The organism is Streptomyces sp. NPDC003635 (genome assembly GCF_053587635.1).
The window spans coordinates 156,401-179,087 of record NZ_JBSFOK010000013.1; the positions used below are offsets into that span (position 1 = coordinate 156,401).

The following is a 22,687-nucleotide window of genomic DNA, read 5'->3' on the forward strand; positions in this document are numbered from 1 at the left end:
ACGGTCGGGCGCGATGAGCCGTGCGGGGCCGGGCAATGCGTCCGTGGTACCGGCCTGCCGACGATCCGTCAATCATGCCCAGGGGCAGGCGAGGAGGGGGGCATACGAAGGTCCGCGGTGCGCCGCAGTTCAGGGCGCGCCGCGGACCACCGTCCCCGTCAGCGAGTGCCGACCGCGGCACGCACGGCCCGGCGGGCCAGCTGGCAGTCGTCGTGCAGCCGCCTGAGCAGCAGGCGCTGTTCCTCGCCGGACGGCGCAGCACCCGGGTGGGCCGTACCCGGTGCCGCCGGGGCCGTGTCGTGCATCGATCGCTGCACGGCTGTCTCGTAGGTACGGATCTCGCGGGTCAGCACGAGCATCAGGTTCACCAGGAAGGCGTCCCGGGAGGCCGGCCCCGCCGACTGGGCGATCTGGCTGATCTGTCGCCGCGCGACCGGTGCGTCCCCGAGGACCGACCACAGGGTGGCCAGGTCGTACCCCGGCAGGTACCAGCCCGCGTGCTCCCAGTCCACCAGCACTGGACCGGCCGGTGAGAGCAGGATGTTCGACAGCAGTGCTTCGCCGTGGCAGAACTGGCCCATGCCCTGCCGGCCCGCCGCGTGCGCGATGCCGTGCAACAGCTTCTGCAGGTCGCCCATGTCCCGGTCGGTGAGCAGCCCCAGCTCGTGATAGCGGGAGATGCGCGCGGGGTAGTCCAGCGGGGCGTCGAAGGTGCCCGCCGGCGGCCGCCAGGCGTTCAGCCGGCAGATCGCCCCGAGGGCCGCCCTGATGTCCGCGCGGGGCGGGGGCTCGACCGGGTGCCGCTGCAGGGCGGCCACCCGGCCCGGCATCCGCTCGATGACCAGCGTGCAGTTGTCCGGATCCGCTGCGATCAGCCTCGGCACCCGCACCGGGGGGCGGTGCCGGACGAACGAGCGGTATGCAGCTATTTCGTGCCGGATCCGCTCGGCCCATCCCGGGGAGTGGTCCAGTAAACACTTGGCGACGGCCGTGCTGCGCCCCGTCGTCCCCACGAGGAGTACGGCCCGCCCGCTCCGGCGCAGCACCTGGACCGGGGCGAACTCCGGGCAGATCCGGTGCACCGACGCGATGGCCGTGCGCAGCTGGGCGCCCTGAGGGCCGGACAAGTCGAGTCTCCCGCTGAGCGGTTGGGTGCCGAGCCCCGCGGCGCGCCGTGGCCGGCCCGCCCCGAGGACGGGGGCCGCCGAGCGGGCGGGGTCGAGGTAGGGGCCGCTGCCCGCCGGGCGGGGGTGCGGCGGCCGGGGCGGGGCGGACACGGAGGACGATGCTGCGTACATGGGCGAAACAGATCCCTTCGTGTGCCTGCAATGCCTGCGAAGCGCGAACGCCCTTACCCGGCCCGGTCGCCCGGGAGCACCCTGGGGAGTGCGCCCTTGGGAGAGCGGCGACCGGGTCGGGGTGGCGCGTTCCTACCTGACACCCGTTGCCCAGTGGCACACCATCTGGCGCACCCTGGCGAACCCTGGCGAATAGTCGCCCGGCAACTCTCACCGGGCTACTGTCAACTCAGCCGAGAACCTGGGGGCTTGACGTGAACGGACAACCCAACTCCCGCCTCGCGGACCTGTTCGGCCTGGCCGGCTGGTCCAAGGGCGAACTCGCGCGGCTGGTCAACCGGCAGGCGGCGGCCATGGGCCACCCCCAGCTGTCGACCGACACCTCGCGGGTGCGGCGTTGGATCGACATGGGAGAGATCCCGCGCGATCCGGTGCCGAGGGCGCTGGCGGCGCTGTTCACCGAGCGACTCGGCCGTGTCGTGACCATCGAGGACCTCGGTCTGGTCCGGCACGGGCGTGCGGGGAAGCGGCAGGGCGGCGGGAATGTGGAACATCCCGACGGCGTGCCGTGGGCGCCCGAACGGACTGCCGCGGTCCTCACCGAATTCACGGGAATGGACCTCATGCTCAACCGACGCGGCTTGGTGGGCGCGGGTGCCGCGCTCGCCGCGGGATCCGCACTCAGCAGCGCCATGCACGACTGGCTGCACACCGATCCGACTCTCAAGGCCGACGCTCCCCGACTCGACGATCCCCTGCACGCCGACCCCGCTGGGTTCGACCGCTACGAGGCAGCCCCCATCGGGTCGCAGGAGATCGAGGAACTGGAGCGCTCGGTGGAGGTGTTCCGAGCCTGGGACGCGGCCCGCGGAGGCGGGCTGCAACGCAAGGCTGTGGTGGGACAGCTCAACGAAGTGGGCGGCATGCTCGCCTATCACCACCCCGAACACCTCCAGCGGCGCCTGTGGGGCGTCGCCGCCAACCTCGCCGTACTCGCGGGCTGGATGTCGCACGACGTCGGCCTGGAGCCCACGGCCCAGAAGTACTTCGTCATCGCCGCCCACGCGGCCCGAGAGGGCGGCGACCGGCCCCGCGCCGGGGAGGCGCTCTCCAGAGCGGCTCGCCAGATGGTGCATCTGGGCCGGCCCGACGACGCACTCGACCTGATGAAGCTCGCCCAGTCCGGCTCCGGCGACGAGGTGCTGCCGCGGACCCGGGCGATGCTCTACACCATCGAGGCCTGGGCGCAGGCCTCCATGGGCAAGGGTCAGGCGATGCGCCGCACCCTCGGACAGGCGGAGGACCTGTTCGTCTCCGACAAGGGCGATGTGCCGCCCCCGAGCTGGATGCAGACCTTCAAGGAGGAGGACCTGTACGGCATGCAGGCCCTGGCCTACCGCACGCTGGCGGAGTTCGAGCCCCAAGCGGCCGCGCACGCCCAGCACTACGCGGAGAAGGCCCTGGCGCTGCGGGTCGACGGGCGGCAGCGGTCGAAGATCTTCGACTTCCTGTCCATGGCCTCCGCCTGCTTCATCGCCGACGACCCCGAACAGGCCGACCGCTACGCGCGCCTCGCGCTGGTGTCGATGGGATCCAACTCCTCCCACCGCACCTGGGACCGGCTGCGCCAGATGTACCGGCTGACCGCCGAGTACTCCGGCTACCCGAAGATCAACGAGCTGCGGGAGGAGATCAAGCTGGCCCTGCCGAGGACGGCGAAGGGCGGGCACAGCGCACGGGCATAGGAAGGCGCACGGGCATAGGGGGCCTGTGCGCTAGGGCTTGAGGATCCGGCCGATCGCTCACGGATCCGGCCGAGGGGCTCATGGATTCCGGCGACCGCTGGCGAATCCATCCGACGCTGACGAATCCACCCGACTACGACGTCACCCTGGCGGCGAGCACGCAGGCGTGGTCCTCGCGCCCGCTCTCGCCGAACTCCTCCACGACCAGCCGCACACAGTCCTGCGCGGTGCGTGCCTCGCCGAACCGCGGAGCCAGGTCGAGGAGACGGTCCACGGCGTCGGCGCCGCTGTGCCCCGACATCAGTCCGTCGGTGTGCAGCACGAGCAGGTCGCCGGTCTCCAGGGCCATCTCCGCCTGGCCGTACGAGGCACCGGTGGTGGCGCCCAGCAGGACGCCGTTCGGTGGCTCCAGCCTGCACCCCGTCCCGTCGCGGAACAGCAGCGGGGCGGGGTGCCCTGCCTGTGCCCACAGCAGGGTGCGGGTCTCGGGCTGGTAGCGGCAGCAGACCGCGCTGCCGAGGGCAGGCTGCACGGTGGCGTCGAGCAGCTGGTTGAGCCAGGACATCAGCTGGCCCGGCTCGGTGCCGGCCATCGCCATGCCGCGCACGGCACCCAGCAGCGTCGCCATGCCCGAGGCCACGGCGACACCCTGTCCGGTGAGGTCGCCGACGCTCAACATCGTCTGGCCGCCGGGGAGTTCGAGGGCGTCGTACCAGTTGCCGCCGATGAGGGAGCCGGTCGCGGAGGGGAGGCTGTGGGCGGCCAGGTCCAGGCTCGGCGCGCCAGGGTGCGGGAGCCGCAGGGTGCCGCGCCACGGCGGCAGCACGGCCTCCTGCAGCTCGACCGCCAGCCGGTGCTCGCTCTGCGCGCGGTCCCGCTGGCGCTGGAGCGAGTCACGGGTCTCGCTGACCGTGCGCTGGCTGCGGCGCAGTTCGCTGACGTCCCGCAGTACGGCCCACATGGCGGCGGTGCTGCCGTCGGCGCCGAGCACGGGCTCGCCCATCATGTGCACGGTCCGCACCTCCCCGGCCGGGCGGACGACGCGGAACTCCCCGTCGATGGGCTTGGCGTCGACGAGGCAGTCGGTGACCATCGCGGTCAGCTTCGGCCGGTCCTCGTCGAGCACCAGGGACGGCAGCTCGTCGAGGGTCAGCGGGGGAGCGGCGGGGTCCCGGCCCAGGATCTGGTACAGCTCGCCGGACCAACTGGCCTCGTCCGTCAGGAGGTTCCATTCCGCGCTGCCGACCCGGCTGAGCAGTGAGCCGCCGCGCGGGGCGGGCGGCGCGGGCTCGGCCGCGGGCGTCGCCGGTGCGGCGGGTACCGGCGACGGTCCCTCCCGCAGCTGGGCCAAGTGGGCGTCGAGGTCGTCGAGTTGGGTCAGAGCGAGGTCGTACAGGGCGCGCTGCCAGCGATCCTGCGGGTCCGCGCCGTCACTCGGCGTGTCCCGCCGTACGGCGTCCACGTCGACCTTCAAGCGTCGCGCCTGCGATATGAGCGCGTCGACCGAGCCGCGACCGGGCGGCTGGGCGGCGGGGCGGTCCGCGGAGAGATGGGACGGCATGACGCACTCCGGTGAAGGGGACGGTTCGACCAGATTGACGGAGGGACCGTTACGACTGTTGCACAGCCCACGACGCGCTGTAAGGGATTTGGCAACACACGATCCGGTGGTGCTTCTGGCATATGCCACAGTCTCCACGGCACGATCTCGTCGTGCGAACGGCGTACCTCACCGAAGGGTCAAGTCGTAGGCGGCGTACGCGTTTTGGCGGTCCCGAGAGGTGTCGGCGGGGCGCTCATTTATATGTTCTACGGCAGTGTGTTCTATCCGGTATCGCCCATGCGGGACCGTCGGACGCATGTGTGACGCAGGTCACGTCATCGAATGGGGGCTCAGGCGTATTGCGAGTGGCCCCTGTGCGGTCCTAAAGGCAGATCGGTTACGACCGACCTTTCACCATCAATGGGGGACCGCATGGAATTCATCCTGGAGCAGCCGGCCCGTGGTCGACTGATCACCGCCGACGAGCAGGAGCTGCCCGCGCCCGCCACGCTGCGTTACAGCTCCGCGGATCCGCTGGCCGTGCACATCGACTTTCCGCCCGAGGCCTCGCTCGACGGCGAGGGCGTCAGCTGGACCTTCGCCCGCGCGCTGCTCGCGGAAGGGCTGCGCGGTCCGGCCGGAGCGGGAGACGTGCACATCTGGCCGTGCGGGCGGACCCGTACGGTGCTGGAGTTCCACTCGCCGTACGGGCTCGCCCTGCTGCGCTTCGAGAGCTCCGCGCTGCGCCGCTTCCTGCTGCGCAGCTACGCCGTGGTCGCGGTCGGACAGGAGGACGTCGCGGCGGCCGTCGACGAGGGGCTGAGCGCGCTCTTCGGCAGCGTGTGAGACGTGGCCGGGCGGCGGGGCCGGCTCAGTAGCGCAGGATGCCCGCGATGCCGGTCGCGTCGCCCAGCGTGCCGTCCGGTACGAAGCGGACGTCGGCCCCGGTCTCCAGGCACTGCTCGACGATCTCGTCCACGATGTCCTCGCGGGCGTCGAGGTCGCCGCTCTCGGCCGGGATCAGGTGGTCGCCGGAGTCGTCGCGGACGGTCGCGCGGTAGTTCTCCTCGACCGCCAGCAGCCGGACCCGGCCCTCACGGGCGCTCTGCCACACCTCGTCGACACCGGCCGCGTACGCCTTGCGGCCCCGGGCCGTCTCCAGTTCCCGGGACACCTGGTCGGTGGTCCTGCGGCTGTCGGCGGCGACCACGGGCCGCACCGCCTGCCACACCGCGTCCGGGGTGGCGTCCGCGAGGCCGCCGTGCCGGACGTGGACGGCGCCGTGGGCGACACTGCCGACCTCGTCGAGCAGGGACAGCGCGGCCGTCTCGCCGGTGACGTACAGCGGGCGCGGATCCTCGCGGAGCAGCTTGCCCATCGCGGTGTCGGCGTCCCGCAGGAAGTGCCGGGTGCCCTCGTCGCGGAAGGTGCTCTGCAGATCGCCGATCCGCTCCTGTCGCTCGGCGTCGAAGTTGTCCATGCTCCGGGTGAGCGGGAAGCCGCCGGCGTGTTCCTCGGTGACCCGGTCGGTGCCGCCGTTCCACAGGGTGACGCGGTCGGCGGAGACCGAGAGCACCCAGAACGGCCGCTCGGCGGCCTGCGCCGAGACCAGGTTGCGGGTCAGGAAGGTGTCCGAGAGGACCACGCGTTCGGGAACCGTGCGCGCCAGTGACCACACCTGGTGCTCGCCCGGGGCGGCGAAGATGACCAGGCCGTCCTCGGCGTGCGTCAGGTCGACCTCAGAGAGCGCTTCCTCGAGCTGGTGTACGACGTCGATCCGCCGGTCCCTGCTGACCGCGGGATCCGCCTCCAGCTGCTTCTTCGCGTCGGCCACGACATTGCGCAGCCGGACCGGGTCCTGGGCGTTCTCGGGCTCCCTGCGGTGCGTCGGGGTCAGGACGGACACCGCGGGATAGGGGCGCGGGCGGCGCAGCTCGGCGAGTGTGGCGGGACTCAGTGCATGCTCCATGACAGCACGATAGGACTGATTCGCCGATCGGGCATCGGGGGCGGATACAGGGCAAACTGGCCGGGCATTCCAGACATTTCGCTGTTACCGTCACTCGGGTCGCCGGATGCCGCTCCGCATCGCCGCACTGCGGTGGTGCCCGCCCGTGCAAGGACGCCCATGGCCGAGGTCGAGACCGCGACCGAGCGGTCCCGCGCCGCCAAGCTCAGCCTGCCCACCCTCACCATGATGGTCGTCGGCTCCATGGTCGGCGCCGGTGTCTTCTCCCTGCCGCGCCGGTTCGCCCAGGAGACCGGGGTGGCGGGGGCGCTGATCGCCTGGGCGGTGGCCGGCACGGGCATGCTGATGCTCGCGTTCGTCTTCCAGACGCTCGCGGTGCGCCGCCCCGACCTAGACGCAGGCGTCTACGCGTACGCGAAGGCCGGGTTCGGGGAGTACCTCGGCTTCTTCGCCGCCTTCGGCTACTGGGCCAGCGCCTGCGTGGGCAACGTGACGTACTGGGTGCTGATCATGTCGACGATCGGCGCGATCGCCCCCGCCCTCGGCGACGGCGACACCGTCCTCGCCATGGTGCTCTCCTCGGTGGGGTTGTGGCTGTTCTTCTGGCTGATCAGCCGCGGGGTGAAGGAGGCCGCGGCCATCAACCGGATCGTCACCATCGCCAAGGTGGTGCCGATCATCGTCTTCGTCGTGCTCGCGCTGTTCTACTTCGAGCCCGCCGTCTTCGCCGACAACTTCGGTGGCGCCGACTATGCGGGCTCCCTCTTCCAGCAGGTCAAGGGGACCATGCTGGCCACGGTCTTCGTCTTCCTCGGCGTCGAGGGCGCCAGCGTCTACTCCCGGCACGCACGGCGCCGCGAGGACGTCGGGCGGGCGACCGTGCTCGGCTTCCTCAGCGTCTTCGCGATCTTCGCCTCGGTGACCATCGTGTCGTACGGCCTGATGCCGATGGAGGAGATCGCCGAGCTGCGCCAGCCCTCCATGGCCGGGGTGCTGGAGCACGCCGTCGGCAACTGGGGTCAGGTCTTCGTCAGCGTCGGCCTCATCGTCTCCGTCCTCGGTGCCTACCTCGCCTGGACCCTGATGGCCGCCGAAGTGCTCTTCGTCGCCGCCAAGGACGACGACATGCCCCGCTTCCTCAAGCGGTCCACACCCGCCGACGTCCCCGTGCCCGCGCTGGTGTTGACGACGGCCCTGAGTCAGGTCGTCCTCGTCGTCACGTACTTCTCGAGCGACGCCTTCGACTTCGCCCTCAACCTGACCAGCGCGCTCACCCTCATCCCCTTCCTGCTCGCCGCGGGCTTCGCGCTGCGGATCGCCGCGGCCGGGGAACGGGAGCGGACCACCGAACTGGTCGTCGCCGCGCTCGCGACGTTCTACACCGCGTTCCTCATCTACGCGGCGGGATTCAAGTACCTCCTCGTCTCCCTCATCGTCTACGCCCCCGCCACCGTCCTGTTCGTGATGGCCCGCAAGGAGCAGGGCCGTCGGGTCTTCAGCCTGCCCGAACTCCTCGTCCTCGCCGTGTCGGTGGCCGGAGCGGTGATCGGCGTCGTGGCCCTGGCAGCGGGCTGGATCAGCCTCTGAACCCCCGGAAGGTGCACCGTGACCAGTCAGGAAACCGCTCCCGTGTACGGCGTCCACTCCGAGGTCGGCCGGCTGCGCAAGGTGCTGGTCTGCGCGCCCGGGCTCGCCCATCGCCGGCTCACCCCGACCAACTCCGACGACCTGCTCTTCGACGACGTGATGTGGGTCGAGAACGCCCAGCGCGACCACGCCGACTTCGTCAACAAGCTGCGCGAACGGGGCGTCGAAGTGGTCGAGTTGCACGAACTGCTGGCCCGGACGATGGCGGTGCCGGGCGCCCGCGACTGGCTGCTGGACCGGAAGATCGTGCCCAACGAGGTCGGCCTGGGCCTGGTGGACGGCACCCGCGCCTACCTGGAGTCCCTCGAACCGGCCGAGCTGGCCCGGTACCTGATCGGCGGCCTGTCCACCCGCGACCTGCCCGACGAGCACCGCACCGGCACCATCGCGCTGGCCCGTGAGTCCACCGGCGTCCGCGAGTACCTGATGCCGCCGCTGCCCAACACCCTCTACACCCGCGACACCACGTGCTGGCTCTACGGCGGGCTCACCCTCAACCCGCTGTACTGGCCCGCCCGGCACGACGAGACCCTGCTCATGAAGGCGGTGTACACCTTCCACCCCGACTACGCGCACTCCCGGGTGTGGTGGGGCGACCCCGAACTCGACTGGGGCCAGGCCACGTTCGAGGGCGGCGACATCATGCCGGTGGGCAACGGCGTCGTCCTGATGGGGATGAGCGAGCGCACCTCGCGCCAGGCCATCACCCAGGTCGCCAAGGCGCTCTTCGAGGGCGGCGCCGCCGAGCACGTCATCGTCGCCGGCATGCCGAGGCTGCGCTCGGCCATGCACCTGGACACCGTGTTCACCTTCGCCGACCGCGACCTGGTCACCCTGTATCCGACCATCATGGACGGCGTCCACACCTTCTCCCTGCGCCCCACCGACAGGGCGCCCGGCTTCGAATTGATCGACGAGGCCCCCGCGGCCTTCGTCGACGTCGTCGCCAAGGCGCTCGGGCTGCCGGGGCTCCGGGTGGTGGAGACCGGCGGAGACGTCTACGCCTCCGAACGCCAGCAGTGGGACAGCGGCAACAACGCGGTCGCCCTGGAGCCGGGCGTGGTGTTCACCTACGACCGCAACACCCAGACAAACACCCTGCTGCGCAAGGCCGGGATCGAGGTCATCACCATCGTCGGCGCCGAACTGGGCCGCGGCCGGGGCGGCGGGCACTGCATGACCTGCCCGATCGTCCGCGACCCCGTCGACTTCTGAGAACCGGCCCGCTCAGGCCGCCTGCTGCACCGCGATCGAGCCCTGCGCCACCGCGCACAGGGTCGGCGTGCCGGCGCCCTCGACCGTGGTCAGGTCGCAGCGGACGACGACCCGGGTGCGGCCCGCGCGGACGACCCGCGCATGGGCCCGCAGCACATCGCCCTGGGCGGGCCGCAGATAGTCGATGGTGAACCCGGCGGTGATCAGCCGCTCGGCGACCACGGAGCCCGCGGCGAAGGTCAGCGCGTTGTCCGCCGCGTACCCGAGCACACCGCCGTGCACCGTGCCGTAGTGCTGGAGCAGATCCTCGCGGATGTCCAGTTCGAGGACTGCCTCACCCTCGCCGAAGGCCGTCAGGCGGGCGCCGAGCAGGGCGCTGAAGGGCTGCGCCGCAAGAACCTTCCGGGCCCGGTCCAGATCCAGGGTCTCGTTCACGTCGAACCTCACTTCACTAGTGAACTGAGGGTGGCGCGTGACGGCGGCCTCTGTCAAGATCGGCCCATGCCCGAGCCCGACCAGCGCCTGTACTTCCTGCTGCAGCGAGCGGCGCACCGGCTGCGCACCACCGCCGACCGGCGCTGTGTGGCGGCGGCCGGGGTCACCACCGCGCAGCTGGGCGCCCTGTTCGCCGTCGAGGACCGGCCGGGCATCACCCAGCAGCAGCTCGCGCGCACCCTCGGTCTGCGGGAGTCGGCCGTCACCGGTCTGGTGACCCGGCTGGTCACGGCGGGCCTTGTCGCCAGAGGGGCGCACCCGAGCGAACACCGGGCCGTGGTGCTGGAGTTGACCGACGCCGGATCCGCCGCCCTGGACGCCGCCCGCCCGGAGATCGACCGCTTCAACGCCGAACTGCGCGCCCTCCTCGGCGACGACGGATTCCACCGGACCGCCGCCGCCCTGCACCGCATCGCCTACGAGGACTGACCCGCGTCCCTCACCCGCCCACCGAGCCCGTGACCCGCAGGGCGCCCTCGGTGTCGAGGCCGAGGCGGGCCGCCCAGGAGAGCGCGTCGTCGAACGTGGCGTCCTCGCCGGCCAGCTGTGCCGCGGCGAGTCCGGGCGGCGCCCCGGCACCGTCCAGCAGCGTGGCCCACTGCTCGCCGGTCAGGGCGAGGTAGCGCAGTTCCTTCAGGTCGGCCAGGACGGACAGGTCCGCGGTCCGGGCTCCGGAGAGGTCGAGGCCGTGCAGGTGCGGCACGGTGCGCAGCGGCGCGAGGTCGACCGGCGCGGCCGTTCTGAGGCCGAGTGAGGCCAGGTGCGGGTGATCCGTGAGCGGGGCCAGATCGCCGCCGTCGAGGGTGGCGCGCAGGGACTCCACGGACAGGTCGCCGACCGGCGTGAGGTCGGCGGTGGCGGCGCGGTTGAGGTGCAGCCGGCGCAGACGCGGGGCGGCGCCGAGCGGGCCGAGATCGACAAGTCCGGTGACATTGTTGACGTGCAGCGCCTGGAGCGTCGGCGGGACCTCGTCCGGGACGTCGCCGCCGATGATCTGCTGGGTCTCGTGCTCGGTGCCGAGGTATTCCAGATACAGCCTGTCGCCGTGCACTTCGTACGCGCCCTGGTCCAGCAGGTCCAGACACCGGCCCAGCAGCGAGGTGACCGAGTCGGCCAGGTACAAGGGCCCCTCGTCGTAGTCGCGGCCGGTCTGGATGACCTGGCCGGGCCGGCCGGCGCGGGCCGGCGCGGTGTCCACGGCGAGGAAGTTGCCGTCCTCCCCGGTGCCGAACCGCAGCCAGCCGGGGTGGCCCCCGCAGCGGCGGACGGTGTCCGCAGGAGCGGCGTCGAACACGACGGCGTCCCACTCCAGGTCCCAGCCGTACCAGGGCCGTTGGTCCGCGCCCCACTCCGTGTGCTCGCCGACCATGCCGGCCAGCGACAGCCAGCCGTTGCCCGGGAACAGGCCGAGATCGGCGCCGCCGTCGGCGATCAGATAGAGCGCCCGCAGATCGGCGGGCAGCCGGTGCCCGAGTCGGTGTTCGGCCGCGTCGAGCGCCGCCTCGGTGACGGGCGGGGGCAGTTCCTCGGGACGGCCCAGGATCGCGGCACGCCGCTCCAGGTACGTACGGAACCGGGCCGCGGCCAGCTTCGGGTCGCCCGCCGGAGCCGCGGTGGAGGGCTCCTGCCGAAGACCGGGCTGCGGAAGCCGGAACTCACGGTCCAGGACCACCTGGAAGCCGGACTCCGTCCCGGTCGTCCAGGTGACGGCGTCATGGAAGGCCACGAGCCGGAACTCGCCGGACGGCCGGCACCGGATCTCCAGGCTCACCGGCTCCCAGCCCCGCTCCGCGCGCAGGGCCTCCCCGAGCGCCGCGAGCTCCTCGTGCCGGTTGGGCATACCGCCGGCCCAGCCGCCGCGGCGCGGGCCGTACCAGCCGGTCACCGACGTGCCCCCGCGCCCCGCCCGGCCGTGCATCACCGCCTGCGACCAGCCGCTCGGGACGTACGACAGCATCGCCTCGACGATCGGCCGCACCGACTGCTCCACCATGATCCGCTCCCCGCTCTCGATGTAGCTGTGAATCTTGGCAGCGGCCACTGACAACGACCTGGCCAGGATCCCCTTGTGCTCGAATACCACGGCTCGATCACGGTCAGAGAGACGCCAGTCGACGACGACGATGACACCGCACATCCTTGACGACGAGGAACCGGGCCACGAGAACGAGGTGCGGGTCGCGTGGACGGCTACCCGGTCGACTGGACCGAGAGCCCCGCCGTATGGCTGACCCCGCCCGCCGTCGTCGGCGCGTGGGTGGCGCACCTGGACGGCAGGGGCGTCGGCCACGTCTGCCTGTCCCGCGGCGGCCCCGGGGACGCGGCCCCCGGCCTGTGGAGCGCCCGCACCGGCGCGAGCACCGAGGCGACCGCCGTGGTCAACCGGCTCTGCGTCGCCCCCTCCGCGCGCGGGAACGGGCTCGGCGCCCTGCTGATGCACCGTGCGGTCGCGGCGGCACGGGAGCGCGGGCTGCATCCCGTGCTCGACGTGGTGGCCTCCGACAGCGCCGCCGCGGCCCTGTACGAGCGGCTCGGCTGGCGGCTGCTGGCCACGGTCGACCAGGAGTGGGGCCCGGAGCGGACGGTCGCCGTGCGGTGCTACGCGGCGCCCTGACGCCTCAGTCCTCCTCGTACTCCGAACCGCACGAACTGCCGCTGGGCGGCAGGGAGCCGTACAGCAGGAACGCCTCCGCCTTGCGCTGCACACACGCAGACGAGGCGTACCCGGTGTGGCCCCCGTCGCGGTTGTCGAGGACGACGGCCGAGGGGCCGAGGCGGCTGGCCGTCTCCACCGTCCACCGGTAGGGCGTCGCCGGGTCGCCGCGGGTGCCGATCAGGAGCATCTTCGGCGTGTCCAGGTCCTTGACCTTCTCCCGGATGAAGTCCGTGCCCTTGGGGCGGCCGTAGCACATCAGTACTTCGGTCAACCGGTAGGGGCCGAAGACCGGCGACGCCCGCTCGTACTCGGCGCGCAGCCGGTCGAGGTTCCGGGTGATCTGCTCGGCTGTCGGACGGTCGGGATCGTCCGCGCAGTTGATGGCCATCAGCGCCGCCGGGAGATTGTCCAGCGGGATGTCCTCCACGTCGACGAGACCGCCGTCGTCCTCGTCCCGGCCGGGTACCGCGTATCCGCCGGAGGCGAAGCCCATGAGTCCCTGCGTGTCACCGTCCTCGATCAGGGAGGTCAGGGCTCGTTGCAGCGAAGGCCACAAGTCCTCGCTGTAGAGCGCCTGTCCGATGGCGCCGACCAGATCCTGCCCGGTGAACACGTCACCGAAGTCGGTGGGCACGGGGTCCTCGTCCAGCGACTCCACCAGCCGTACGACCTCCTCGCGCCCGGTGCGCGGATCCTGGCCGAAGGGACAGCCGATGTCCTCCGCGCACCAGTCGATGAAGTCGTCCAGCGCGTTCTGCTGCCCCTTGGCGCCCGCGATCCCCTGTTCCGTCAGCGGCTCGGTGAGGGTGTCCACGCCGTCGAGCACCATCCGGCCCACCTTGTCCGGGAACTGCTTCGCGTACACCGCGCCGAGCCGTGTTCCGTAGGAGAAGCCGAGGTAGTTGAGCTTCTCGTCGCCGAGGGCCGCACGCATCACGTCGAGGTCCCTGGAGGCGTTCACCGTGCCTATGTGCGGCAGCACGGGCCCCGAGTGCTTCTCGCAGGCGGCCGCGGTGGCGCGTATCTCCGCGAGCACGGCCTCGGGGTCGGCGTCGAGTTCGGCGCTGTCGTCGCTGGAGTCGACGTGTCCCTCGGCGCCGTCGCCGCAGCTGACCGGTGACGACCTGCCGACGCCGCGGGGATCGAAGGTCACCACGTCGTAGCCGTCGGTCAGGCTCATGAAGTCCTTGCCGCCGAAGGCGAGCTGGTCCACGCCCGCGCCGCCGGGACCACCGAAGTTGAGCAGCACCGAGCCCCGGGAGTCGCCGGTGGCCCGATAGCGGGCGAGCGCCAGGTCGAGCGTCCCGGCCGCGGGGTCGGAGTAGTCGAGAGGGACCGTGACCTTCCCGCACTGGAAGTCGTCGGGGGCCTCCATGCCCTCACACTTGGCCCACGTCACCTTCTGGTCGTAGAACCGGGACAGATCGGGCCGGTCGTCGTCCGCCGCCGGCAGCCCCACGCCCAGCAGCGTGACCGCCACGGCCGAGACGACCGCGCAGTGCCGCAGGGCTGACCGCTTCGACAGCTTGACCGGCATCGATGCCTCCAGGGGCGCCCGTCGGCGGACCGGGATCCGGCGCCCTCGATCACGATAAGCGGCCCGCACGGGCCCCGCCTCCGCACGGGCGGTCCGGCGGTGCTGTGCATCGCTCCGCCCGTCCGTCCGCTGCATGCGCATACATGGTTCTGCATCCGCATACGGCCGTCTTTGCCGCTAGTTCGATATCTGTGCCGCTCGATGGGGTGAAAGGTCGATTAGCCATAACTCGGACGGTTCGCTCGCGTTTTATCCGGTGCGGGCGAGTGCCCGCGTCCATGTCTGGAAGGCAGGGAACCTATGAGACGGGTTACCCGAAACGGTGTGATCGCCGTCGCCGCCGCCTCCGGCGCGATGGCGGTCACGATGCCCGCGCATGCCGACTCCGGGGCGGACGGCGCCGCGGCCGGCTCGCCCGGGCTGATCTCCGGCAACACCATCCAGCTCCCGGTGCACGTGCCGGTGAACGTGTGCGGGAACACCGTGAACGTGGTGGGGCTGCTCAACCCGGCCGCGGGCAACACCTGCGCCAACGAGAGCGTGCGCGAGAGCGCAGGCGGCAGCCGGGGAGCACCGGCCGGTGCCTCCGCGCAGGGCGGCGGAAAGGATTCGCCGGGTGTCGTCTCCGGCAACGGCGTGCAGTTGCCGGTCCATGTGCCCCTCAACGTCAGCGGCAACAGCGTGAACGTGGTCGGCATCGGCAACGCGGTTACCGGCAACGAGTCCGCGAACGGCCCCGTTGACCGGCCCGTACGTCCTGAACGCCCCGAGCGCCCCGAGCGCCCGACGGAGCCGGCTCCCCGGCCGCCCCGGGCGCACCCCAACCCCCCGCCAGCGGCACCCGTACCGCACGCCCCCGGGCCCGCGCTCGCCCACACCGGCGCGGACCACACCCTGCCCGCCGCGACGGGCGGCGCGGCCCTCCTCCTCGCCGGCGCCATCCTCTACCGGCGCTTCGGTCCCCGCCCGACACGCTGACCCAGGACGGAACCCCCCGCGACCGAGAAGGTCGCTGCGCAGGGCGCAGGTGCTGACCCGGACCCCGGCCGCCCGCCGGGGTCACCGGGCCACGCCCGTCAGCAGCACCATCCCAGAGTCGCCGTAGTCCGGCAGCGTCGGGTCGGAATCGATGTGGGTGACCGACAGCTGCCGGGTCAGCGGGGTGAACACCTCGGTGACCCGGTCCGGGTCGATCGGGCAGCCCGGCCAGCGCGAGGCCGGCCCGATGCGGTAGGTCGGCATGTTCTCCATGAAGGCCGCCACCAGGTAACCGCCTGGCGCGACACAGCGGACGAAGGCCCGGCAGAAGGCGGTGAACTCCGCGAAGTCCTCGGTGGCGCCCTCCGCGACGAAGTGCATCGACGCCAGACCGTAGGTGTCCGGCGGCAGCTCCCGCACGTCCGCGTGCACCACGTACACGGCAGCCAGCGCCCGCGCCGGGGTCGGCGGGACGGCGGGGTTGAGCTCCCGGCACAGGGCGTGGAACGGCAGCCAGCTCGCCTCGGGGCCCCGCTGGATCTGCCGTTCCAGGTAGTCGACGTTCCCCGCCCCGGCCTCGACGGCCTCGATGCGACGGCTCACAGCGGCCGCGAGCATCAGCGGATACAGGTTCGGTCCCGCCCCGAACTCCACCGAGCGGGCCACGGAACCGGGAGCCAGACGCCGGTAGAACGCCGAGTGGTGCGCGATGACCGCCGCGTCCGAGGGACGCACCTCCCGGTAGTGCTCGGCCAGGTAGTCCGCGACCGGCCAGCGGTCCCAGTCCACGTCGTCGTTGTGGGTCGTCATGACTGTCCCACCCCCTGCGCGCCGTTGGGCCGGGAGATGTCCTCGTCGGAGTCGGTTGAGTTGATCTGGACGCGGAAGCCCACCCGGTCGGGCTGCACCAAGTACACCCAGACCGGCAGTGCCAGGCCCGCGGTGAAGATCAGCAATTCCAGCAGGCTCGGCAGGTCGTGGCCCGCCCAGCGGTGGCGGACGAGGCCGGACAGGCCGACGGCGAACAGCGGATAGGTGGCCAGGTAGCAGGCGTCGGTGGGGGAGGGGAACGGATTGGAGGCGTCGAAGTACTCCTCCATCGCGTTGTAGTAGGTGACCCCGGCGATGAAGGTCAGCAGTCCGGCGGTCGGCGCCCACCAGGGCTGGCGAGGGGCGGTTCGGTGCGCCTCGACGCCGATCAGGACGGCGGCGACCCCCGAAAGGCCGATCACGGCCCACACCGGGGTGAGGGCCGCCGGAACCGTCAGGTACACGGCGGTGGCGAGCCCGACCAGGGTCACCAGTGCGGCCGTCAGCCGCTGAGCCGGCTGCAAGGTCATGCGCCTCCCCGCGTGGGAGGGGCCCCGGCCCATCCGGCCGTGGCCTTTCCTGATCCTAGGCAGCGGGGTTCCACCCGTGCATCTCGGGCGGGACGGGGCGCCGTTCAGCCCTGCGGACGGTGGAAGCGGAGGTGTAGCGCGCGGATGTCGTCGACCAGCTCGGGGACCGGTCCCTCCACCGTCACGCCGGGCGCGATGTCGTTGACGGGCAGGGACCGTACCGGTGCGGCCGGCACGCCCAGCTCGGCCAGCCAGCCGGAGAGCTGGGCGGAGGAGGCCACGTACACGATGCGGCCGAGGCCCACCCAGGCGTGCGCGGCCGCGCACATGGGGCAGTGCTCGCCGGACGTGTAGACCGTGGCCCCGGCACGTTCCTCGGGCGTGAGGCGGGCCGCCGCGAGCCGGGCCAGCTCGAACTCGGGATGCCGGGTGTGGTCGCCGGAGGCCACCCGGTTGTGGTCCTCGGCGACCACGGTGCCGTCGGCCGTGACGAGTACCGATCCGAAGGGCTCGTCCCCGGAGTCCAGTGCCTCGGCCGCCAGTTCCACGCAGCGTCGCAGGTACGGCAGTTCGGAGTCCTTCACGCCCATGGCGCACGCCCCTTCCGGCTCGGGTGATCTTCCCGCGCAGCCTACGCCGGACGACCATTGCCACGCCCTGTCGTGAGAGTTATAGTCTCTAACAGAAGCGAGGCAAACTAACTTTCCCGAGAAGGGGTCAGTCATGACCACTGCCGTACCCACCCTGCATGTCGTCCTCGGCTCCGGCCCGGCCGGGACCGCACTCGCCCGCGAACTGGTGCGCCGGGGCCACCCCGTGCGACTCGTCGACCGCAAGGGCGAGGGACCCGCGCTCGAAGGCGTGGAGCGGTTCGCCGCCGACGTCTCCACCCCCGGGGGCGCGCGCGCCGCCATGGCCGGTGCCGCCGTGGCCTACCACTGCGTCAACGTCGGCTATCACCTTCAGGTCGAGGTGATGCCGCGCATCCAGGAGGCCGTCCTGGCCGCCGCCGAGGAGTCCGGCGCACGCCTGGTCGTGCTCGACACGCTCTACCCGTACGGCGAGACCGGGGGAGCGGTGATGACCGAGGACTCCCCGTGGCAGGCGACCACCCGCAAGGGTCGGATGCGCGCCGAACTCGATGAGAAGTACCTCGCCGCCCACCGCGCGGGCCGTGCCCGCGTCGTTCTCGGCCGCTCCGCCGACTTCGTCGGGCCCGGCGTCCTCAACTCCACGCTCGGCGGCGCCGTCTTCCCGGCCGCGCTGACCGGCGGCGAGGTCCCGGGCCTCGGCGACATCGACCTGCCGCACAGCTACACCAACATCGAGGACGTGGCGGCCGGGCTCGCGACCCTCGGTGAGCACCCGGAGGGCGACGGCCGCGTCTGGCACCTGCCGACGGCGCCCGCCCTGAGCACCCGCGAGGTCCTCGCGCTGATCGAGAAGCGGGTGGACGAGCCCCTGAATGTGGTGCCCGTGCCGGAGGCGCGCCCCTTCGGTCCGTTCGACGAGGAGTTCATGGCCGAGTACGCGGAGATGTTCTACCAGCACACCGAGCCGCAGATCATGGACTCCTCGGCATTCGAGCGGGCTTTCGGGGCGGCACCGACCCCGCTGGCCGAGACCATCGACGCCACCGTGGCCTGGTACGCGCAATGGCTCGGCCGGCAGTGACCTGGGGGCCGGTCAGCGGCGCGCCTTCGACCGGTCGAGCGCGACGACGCCCAGCGCCGCCAGCGCGATCTGGAACAGCCACTCGACCCAGTCGACACCCTTGGTGTCGGCCACGCCGAACGCGCCGGCCAGGGCCGAACCGATCAGTGCGGCCACGATGCCCACGAGAATCGTGAGCAGGATCCCGATGCGCTGTCGGCCGGGCACCACCAGCCGGCCCAGCACACCGATGACAATGCCGATCACAAGGGCACTGATGATGCCGGAGATCTCCATCTCCACCTCTTCTCCTCGGTCCCCCCACATTTTCCGGGTGCCCCTCCGTGCCACGAACAGTCCGTTCGATTTCAACCACCGGGGATACTCGGCGGATGAAGGAACACCGGCTGGACGGCGGGGCGATCAGCGAGGTCGTACGGGTGGGTGCGACGGTACGGCGGCGGCCCGCACCGCGATCGGCTTACGTGCACGACCTGCTCGCCCTGTTCGAGCGGCTCGGCTGGGCGGGGGCGCCGCGGTTCCTCGGGACCGACGAGCAGGGCCGCGAGATGCTCGGCTACCTCGAGGGACGCGCCGCGCTGGGCCCCGCGGAGCAGGCGGCGGCCCGCACGGACGCGGCGCTCGTCCGGATCGCCCGCCTGGTGCGTGAGTTCCACGACCTGACCCACGGCACCGCCCTCGCCGGGGACCGAGACGTGGTCTGCCACAACGACCTGGCGCCGAAGAACACCGTCTACGACGCCGAGGGGCGCCCGACGGCCTTCGTCGACTGGGACCTCGCCGCCCCGGGCGAACGAGTGCACGACGTGGCCCACGTGTGCTGGCAGTACCTCGGTCTGGGCCCCGGGGTGACCGATGTGCCCGAGACGGCCCGGCGGATCGGGCTCGTGCGTGAGGCGTACGGCGAGCGCGAGGGCGAGCTGGACGGTCTGGTCCCCACGATCCTGTGGTGGCAGGACCGGTGCCTGCGGGGCATCGCGGCCGGCGCCGAGCGCGGCGATCCGGCCATGCTGCGCCTGCGGGAGCAGGGGGTGCTGGAGGAACTGCGGGCCGCTCACGACTGGGCGGCCGACCATCGCCGGGAACTCGGCTGAACGAGGTGTAGGCGCTGCGCGGGGAGCCCGCATCAGTGAGCCCGTCTTCGAGCCGTGCCCGGGCGCCGCGTTGACATGCAAGTAATTACCTGCATAACGTCGAGTGCGCGATCTGAGAGGGACTCCTCGATGGACCTGGTCTTCAAAGCTCTGGCCGACGACACGCGCAGGCGGCTTCTCGACCGGCTGCACGAGGAGAACGGCCAGACGCTCGGTGAGCTGTGCGCGCGTATCGCGATGACGCGCCAGGCGGTGACCCAGCACCTCGCGGTCCTGGAGGCGGCCCGTCTGGTCAGCACGGTGCGGCGGGGGAGGGAGAAGCTGCACTACCTCAACCCGGTCCCGCTCCACGAGATCCAGGAGCGATGGATCGACAAGTTCGAGCGCCCGCGCCTGCGCGCGCTCGGCGCCGTGAAGCGACGAGCCGAGGAAGCCATGACCGACAAGCCCACCTACGTCTACGTCATCTACATCGAGAGCACGCCCGAAAAGGTCTGGGACGCGCTCACCGACGCCGACCTGACCGCCGACTACTGGGGGCACAGCAATGTCTCCGACTGGCAGCAGGGCTCCCGCTGGGAACACGTCCGCACCGACGGCTCCGGCATCGCCGACGTGGTCGGCGCCGTGGTCGAGAGCGAGCGGCCGAGGCGTTTGGTCACCACCTGGGCCGAGCCGGACAAGGAGGGCCAGGCCGGCGCCTCCTCCCGGGTCTCCTTCGACATCCAGCCGCACGGCGCCATCGTCCGGCTGACCGTGACCCACGAGGACCTCCCCACCGAGGACGACCTCGCCGCCGTCTCCCAGGGGTGGCCGGCCGTGCTGTCCAACCTCAAGTCCCTGCTGGAGACCAGCCGCACGCTCTCGCAGGAGCCCTGGCTGGTGCCGGAGGCCTGAGGCCGGGACGCAGGGCGCCGGCGGGTCCCGGGGTACGGGGACCGGCCGGCGCGTCCACCTCTTTTCCCTTGTTCCTCTACTTCGTGGCTGTTACGGCCTCGGGGCGCTCTTCGCCGCCGCACCGGCGCACATCAGGCCGAGCATCAGGGCCAGCGCTCCGATGATGATGTTGTTCCACACGACACCCGCGTCCGGGCTGTCGCCCACGATCCACGGCGCGACGATCATCCAGACGCCCAGTGCGCACATGGCCCAGCTCAGGCCGTACATGCGCTCGGGAGCCCGGGTGAAACCGAGCGCCAGGAGGCCGATCGCGATCCCCATGACCAGGTTGTGCGGGACGAGATCGGGCTGGCTGGTCGTGTAGTGGACGATCCACGGGGACACGGCGCAGTAAAGACCGAGCAGGAACACCGGTCCGTCCAAGAGCGTCACATCACGACCGCCGAGCATACGGGCGTAGCGTTCCCGCATTTCCGATGCGTCGGGGTGGCTGGTTATGTCACCTCGGGTGGGCGAGACGTTGGCCATGACTCGTCTCCTTTGACTCGCAGGCCTGACCGCGTCTGATGCGGTATGCGGATAAGCGCCTCCTACTGAGCATTTTGCACTTATTTGGCCTTTATGTGTAGAGGTCGGACGTGCCGGGGTCGGGACGTGGGAGGGGCGGAGCCGGAGCGCGGGCGTGGGAATTGTTTCTCGCGCTGAATGGTTGGTGTATACATCCATGCGTCGGGCCTACCGCCCGTCCAGACCGCGAGCGGGCCGCACGGCCCGCGCATCACCAGCGAGGCACCGTGAACCACCCCGCCGACACCGTGGCGCGACTGCGCGCCGCCTTCCGCACCGGCCGCACCAAGCCCGTCGAGTGGCGCGTCACGCAACTGCGCCGACTGCGCGCGATGCTCACCGAGAACGCCCCCGAGCTTGCCGCCGCCCTCCACGCCGACCTGGGCAAGAGCGCGACCGAGTCCCAGCGCACCGAGATCGGCTTCACCGTCCGCGAGATCGACCACACCCTCGCCCATCTCGACGACTGGCTGCGCCCCGAACCCGCCCCCGTTCCGGAGCACCTGGGCGCCGACACCCGCGCCTGGACGCAGTACGAACCCCTCGGCGTCGTCCTCGTCATCGCCCCCTGGAACTATCCGGTCCAGCTGCTGCTGACCCCGATCGTCGGCGCGCTCGCCGCGGGCAACGCGGTCCTCGCCAAACCCAGCGAACTCGCCCCGGCCACCTCCGCCGTACTGGCCCGGCTGCTGCGCGCGCACCTGGATCCCGAGGCGGTCGCGGTCGTCGAGGGCGGTGTTCCCGAGACCACGGCCCTGCTGGCCGAGCGCTTCGACCACATCTTCTACACCGGCAACGGCGCGGTCGGCAGGATCGTGATGCGCGCCGCCGCCGAGCACCTGACGCCGGTCACCCTCGAACTCGGCGGCAAGTCACCGGCGTTCGTCGACCGCGACACCGACCTCACGGTCGTCGCCGACCGGCTGGCCGCCGGGAAGTTCCTGAACGCCGGGCAGACGTGCGTGGCCCCCGACTACGTCCTCACCGACCCCGAGACCGCCGCTGCCCTGGAGGCCGAGTTCGTCCGAGCGGTGGAGGCGCTGTTCGGCACCGATCCGGCGACCTCGCCCGAGTACGGCCGGATCGTCAACGAACGGCACTTCGACCGGCTGACCGGCCTGCTCGGCTCGGGGCGCGCGGTGGTCGGCGGGGCGAGCGACCGGGCGTCGAAGTACATCGCGCCGACCGTCCTGGCCGACGTCGACCCCGCCTCGCCCGTCATGCGCGAGGAGATCTTCGGGCCGATCCTGCCCATCGTCACCGTCCCCGGCCTGGACGAGGCGATCGACTTCATCAACGACCGCGACAAGCCCCTCGCCCTGTACGTCTTCTCCGCATCGGACGACACGCGCGAGCGCGTCGCCGCCGAAACCTCCTCGGGCGGCCTCGGACACGGTCTTCCGCTCGCCCACCTCACCGTCTCCGACCTCCCGTTCGGCGGGGTGGGGGAGAGCGGTATGGGCAACTATCACGGCCGCTACTCCATCGACACGTTCAGCCACCGCAAGGCGGTGCTGGAGAAGCCGCTCAGCTGACGCTCATCCGTCAGCGCGGTCTTCCCCGGTGTCGGTAGAGGTCCTCGGACCATCATCTGCCGCGCCGACGGTTGCGCCTGGTCAGCCCGCGGTCAGCTACTTGGTCAGCAGACCGCGGCTGCGCAGCACTCGCCGCTCCAGCGGGCTGAAGATCAGCAGATCGATGGCGATGCCGACGAGCAGGATCAGGAAGATGGCCAGGAACACCTGGGACATGCTCGCGTTGTTGCGGCCGTTCTCCAGCAACTGACCCAGCCCGACGCCCAGATCGGGCGAAGAGGCGATGATCTCGGCGGCCATCAGCGAGCGCCAGGAGAACGCCCAGCCCTGCTTCAGACCCGCCAGATAGCCCGGCAGTGACGCGGGCATGATGATGTGCCAGGCCTCGCGCATCCCGGTCGCGCCCAGGGTGCGTCCGGCGCGCAGGAACAGCGGGGGGATCTGGTCGATGCCCGCGACCAGGCCGTTGGCGATCGAGGGGACCGCGCCGAGCA

22 protein-coding genes and 1 pseudogene are annotated in these 22,687 nt (G+C 71.5%); 11 read left to right on the forward strand and 12 right to left on the reverse strand.

What is annotated here, in order from left to right:
* Positions 1 to 158: 158 nt before the first annotated feature.
* Positions 159 to 1,298: an aminoglycoside phosphotransferase family protein gene (locus ACWDRW_RS15445; protein WP_451723420.1), complete on the reverse strand. Its 1,140-nt coding sequence runs from the start codon at positions 1,296 to 1,298 to the stop codon at positions 159 to 161.
* Positions 1,299 to 1,552: 254 nt separating this feature from the next.
* Here ACWDRW_RS15445 and ACWDRW_RS15450 point away from each other — a divergent pair, with 254 nt between their 5' ends.
* Positions 1,553 to 3,043 carry a DNA-binding protein NsdB gene (locus tag ACWDRW_RS15450; RefSeq protein ID WP_451723422.1) on the forward strand — a complete coding sequence of 497 codons (1,491 nt, stop codon included), beginning with the start codon at positions 1,553 to 1,555 and terminating at the stop codon, positions 3,041 to 3,043.
* Between the two features lie 133 nt (positions 3,044 to 3,176).
* Here ACWDRW_RS15450 and ACWDRW_RS15455 read toward each other — a convergent pair whose 3' ends face one another.
* Positions 3,177 to 4,604, reverse strand: coding sequence for a PP2C family protein-serine/threonine phosphatase (locus ACWDRW_RS15455; protein ID WP_451723424.1), 1,428 nt, complete (start codon positions 4,602 to 4,604; stop codon positions 3,177 to 3,179).
* A gap of 414 nt (positions 4,605 to 5,018) precedes the next feature.
* Here ACWDRW_RS15455 and ACWDRW_RS15460 point away from each other — a divergent pair, with 414 nt between their 5' ends.
* Positions 5,019 to 5,432 (forward strand): SsgA family sporulation/cell division regulator, encoded by a 414-nt coding sequence (locus tag ACWDRW_RS15460; RefSeq protein WP_451723426.1) that lies wholly within the window; start codon positions 5,019 to 5,021, stop codon positions 5,430 to 5,432.
* Positions 5,433 to 5,457: 25 nt separating this feature from the next.
* On the opposite strand, the gene ACWDRW_RS15465 is transcribed toward ACWDRW_RS15460, so the two are convergent.
* Positions 5,458 to 6,555 (reverse strand): baeRF3 domain-containing protein, encoded by a 1,098-nt coding sequence (locus ACWDRW_RS15465; protein WP_451723428.1) that lies wholly within the window; start codon positions 6,553 to 6,555, stop codon positions 5,458 to 5,460.
* 159 nt (positions 6,556 to 6,714) lie between these two features.
* On the opposite strand from ACWDRW_RS15465, the gene ACWDRW_RS15470 reads away from it, so the two are divergent.
* Positions 6,715 to 8,142: a basic amino acid/polyamine antiporter gene (locus tag ACWDRW_RS15470; protein WP_451723430.1), complete on the forward strand. Its 1,428-nt coding sequence runs from the start codon at positions 6,715 to 6,717 to the stop codon at positions 8,140 to 8,142.
* Between the two features lie 18 nt (positions 8,143 to 8,160).
* The gene (locus ACWDRW_RS15475; RefSeq protein ID WP_451723432.1) at positions 8,161 to 9,417 is read left to right on the forward strand and encodes an arginine deiminase; all 1,257 of its coding nucleotides are present in this window, start codon (positions 8,161 to 8,163) and stop codon (positions 9,415 to 9,417) included.
* Between the two features lie 12 nt (positions 9,418 to 9,429).
* Here ACWDRW_RS15475 and ACWDRW_RS15480 read toward each other — a convergent pair whose 3' ends face one another.
* Complete coding sequence (locus tag ACWDRW_RS15480) at positions 9,430 to 9,852, reverse strand: PaaI family thioesterase (protein WP_451723434.1); 423 nt, start codon at positions 9,850 to 9,852, stop codon at positions 9,430 to 9,432.
* Between the two features lie 66 nt (positions 9,853 to 9,918).
* On the opposite strand from ACWDRW_RS15480, the gene ACWDRW_RS15485 reads away from it, so the two are divergent.
* The gene (locus tag ACWDRW_RS15485) at positions 9,919 to 10,341 is read left to right on the forward strand and encodes a MarR family winged helix-turn-helix transcriptional regulator (protein ID WP_451723437.1); all 423 of its coding nucleotides are present in this window, start codon (positions 9,919 to 9,921) and stop codon (positions 10,339 to 10,341) included.
* 10 nt (positions 10,342 to 10,351) lie between these two features.
* Here the strand turns inward: ACWDRW_RS15485 and ACWDRW_RS15490 are convergent, their stop codons facing one another.
* Positions 10,352 to 11,953: an SMI1/KNR4 family protein gene (locus ACWDRW_RS15490; RefSeq protein WP_451723439.1), complete on the reverse strand. Its 1,602-nt coding sequence runs from the start codon at positions 11,951 to 11,953 to the stop codon at positions 10,352 to 10,354.
* A 141-nt stretch (positions 11,954 to 12,094) separates the two neighbouring features.
* Between ACWDRW_RS15490 and ACWDRW_RS15495 the strand changes: the two genes are divergently transcribed.
* Positions 12,095 to 12,526, forward strand: a complete 432-nt coding sequence (locus tag ACWDRW_RS15495; protein WP_451723442.1) for a GNAT family N-acetyltransferase — start codon at positions 12,095 to 12,097, stop codon at positions 12,524 to 12,526.
* Between the two features lie 4 nt (positions 12,527 to 12,530).
* Here the strand turns inward: ACWDRW_RS15495 and ACWDRW_RS15500 are convergent, their stop codons facing one another.
* Positions 12,531 to 14,105 (reverse strand): alpha/beta fold hydrolase, encoded by a 1,575-nt coding sequence (locus ACWDRW_RS15500; protein ID WP_451723445.1) that lies wholly within the window; start codon positions 14,103 to 14,105, stop codon positions 12,531 to 12,533.
* A gap of 300 nt (positions 14,106 to 14,405) precedes the next feature.
* Between ACWDRW_RS15500 and ACWDRW_RS15505 the strand changes: the two genes are divergently transcribed.
* Positions 14,406 to 15,083 carry a chaplin gene (locus ACWDRW_RS15505; protein ID WP_451723447.1) on the forward strand — a complete coding sequence of 226 codons (678 nt, stop codon included), beginning with the start codon at positions 14,406 to 14,408 and terminating at the stop codon, positions 15,081 to 15,083.
* An 81-nt stretch (positions 15,084 to 15,164) separates the two neighbouring features.
* Here the strand turns inward: ACWDRW_RS15505 and ACWDRW_RS15510 are convergent, their stop codons facing one another.
* The 3 genes from ACWDRW_RS15510 to ACWDRW_RS15520 all read right to left on the reverse strand — a co-directional run bounded on the left by ACWDRW_RS15510 (position 15,165) and on the right by ACWDRW_RS15520 (position 17,013).
* Positions 15,165 to 15,893, reverse strand: a complete 729-nt coding sequence (locus tag ACWDRW_RS15510) for a class I SAM-dependent methyltransferase (protein WP_451723449.1) — start codon at positions 15,891 to 15,893, stop codon at positions 15,165 to 15,167.
* Positions 15,890 to 16,423 carry a hypothetical protein gene (locus ACWDRW_RS15515; protein WP_451723451.1) on the reverse strand — a complete coding sequence of 178 codons (534 nt, stop codon included), beginning with the start codon at positions 16,421 to 16,423 and terminating at the stop codon, positions 15,890 to 15,892. Before ACWDRW_RS15515 ends, ACWDRW_RS15510 begins: the two co-directional genes overlap by 4 nt.
* 104 nt (positions 16,424 to 16,527) lie before the next feature.
* Positions 16,528 to 17,013, reverse strand: a complete 486-nt coding sequence (locus tag ACWDRW_RS15520; protein WP_451723453.1) for a nucleoside deaminase — start codon at positions 17,011 to 17,013, stop codon at positions 16,528 to 16,530.
* 133 nt (positions 17,014 to 17,146) lie between these two features.
* Here ACWDRW_RS15520 and ACWDRW_RS15525 point away from each other — a divergent pair, with 133 nt between their 5' ends.
* Positions 17,147 to 18,097: an NAD-dependent epimerase/dehydratase family protein gene (locus ACWDRW_RS15525; protein ID WP_451723454.1), complete on the forward strand. Its 951-nt coding sequence runs from the start codon at positions 17,147 to 17,149 to the stop codon at positions 18,095 to 18,097.
* Between the two features lie 12 nt (positions 18,098 to 18,109).
* Here ACWDRW_RS15525 and ACWDRW_RS15530 read toward each other — a convergent pair whose 3' ends face one another.
* Positions 18,110 to 18,373 (reverse strand): GlsB/YeaQ/YmgE family stress response membrane protein, encoded by a 264-nt coding sequence (locus ACWDRW_RS15530; protein ID WP_451723466.1) that lies wholly within the window; start codon positions 18,371 to 18,373, stop codon positions 18,110 to 18,112.
* A 95-nt stretch (positions 18,374 to 18,468) separates the two neighbouring features.
* On the opposite strand from ACWDRW_RS15530, the gene ACWDRW_RS15535 reads away from it, so the two are divergent.
* On the forward strand, positions 18,469 to 19,191 hold the full coding sequence (locus ACWDRW_RS15535; protein ID WP_451723456.1) for a phosphotransferase family protein: 723 nt from the start codon (positions 18,469 to 18,471) through the stop codon (positions 19,189 to 19,191).
* Positions 19,192 to 19,320: 129 nt separating this feature from the next.
* On the forward strand, positions 19,321 to 20,088 hold the full coding sequence (locus ACWDRW_RS15540) for an ArsR/SmtB family transcription factor (RefSeq protein WP_451723458.1): 768 nt from the start codon (positions 19,321 to 19,323) through the stop codon (positions 20,086 to 20,088).
* A 90-nt stretch (positions 20,089 to 20,178) separates the two neighbouring features.
* Here ACWDRW_RS15540 and ACWDRW_RS15545 read toward each other — a convergent pair whose 3' ends face one another.
* Entirely contained in the window at positions 20,179 to 20,619 is a 441-nt protein-coding gene (locus ACWDRW_RS15545) for an SPW repeat protein (protein ID WP_451723460.1), read from the reverse strand.
* Positions 20,620 to 20,882: 263 nt separating this feature from the next.
* Between ACWDRW_RS15545 and ACWDRW_RS15550 the strand changes: the two are divergent.
* A pseudogene (locus ACWDRW_RS15550) lies at positions 20,883 to 22,193 on the forward strand (aldehyde dehydrogenase family protein); the annotation flags it as partial.
* Between the two features lie 96 nt (positions 22,194 to 22,289).
* Here ACWDRW_RS15550 and ACWDRW_RS15555 read toward each other — a convergent pair.
* The coding region (locus tag ACWDRW_RS15555) for an ABC transporter permease (protein WP_451723461.1) at positions 22,290 to 22,687 on the reverse strand (398 nt) is incomplete at its 5' end.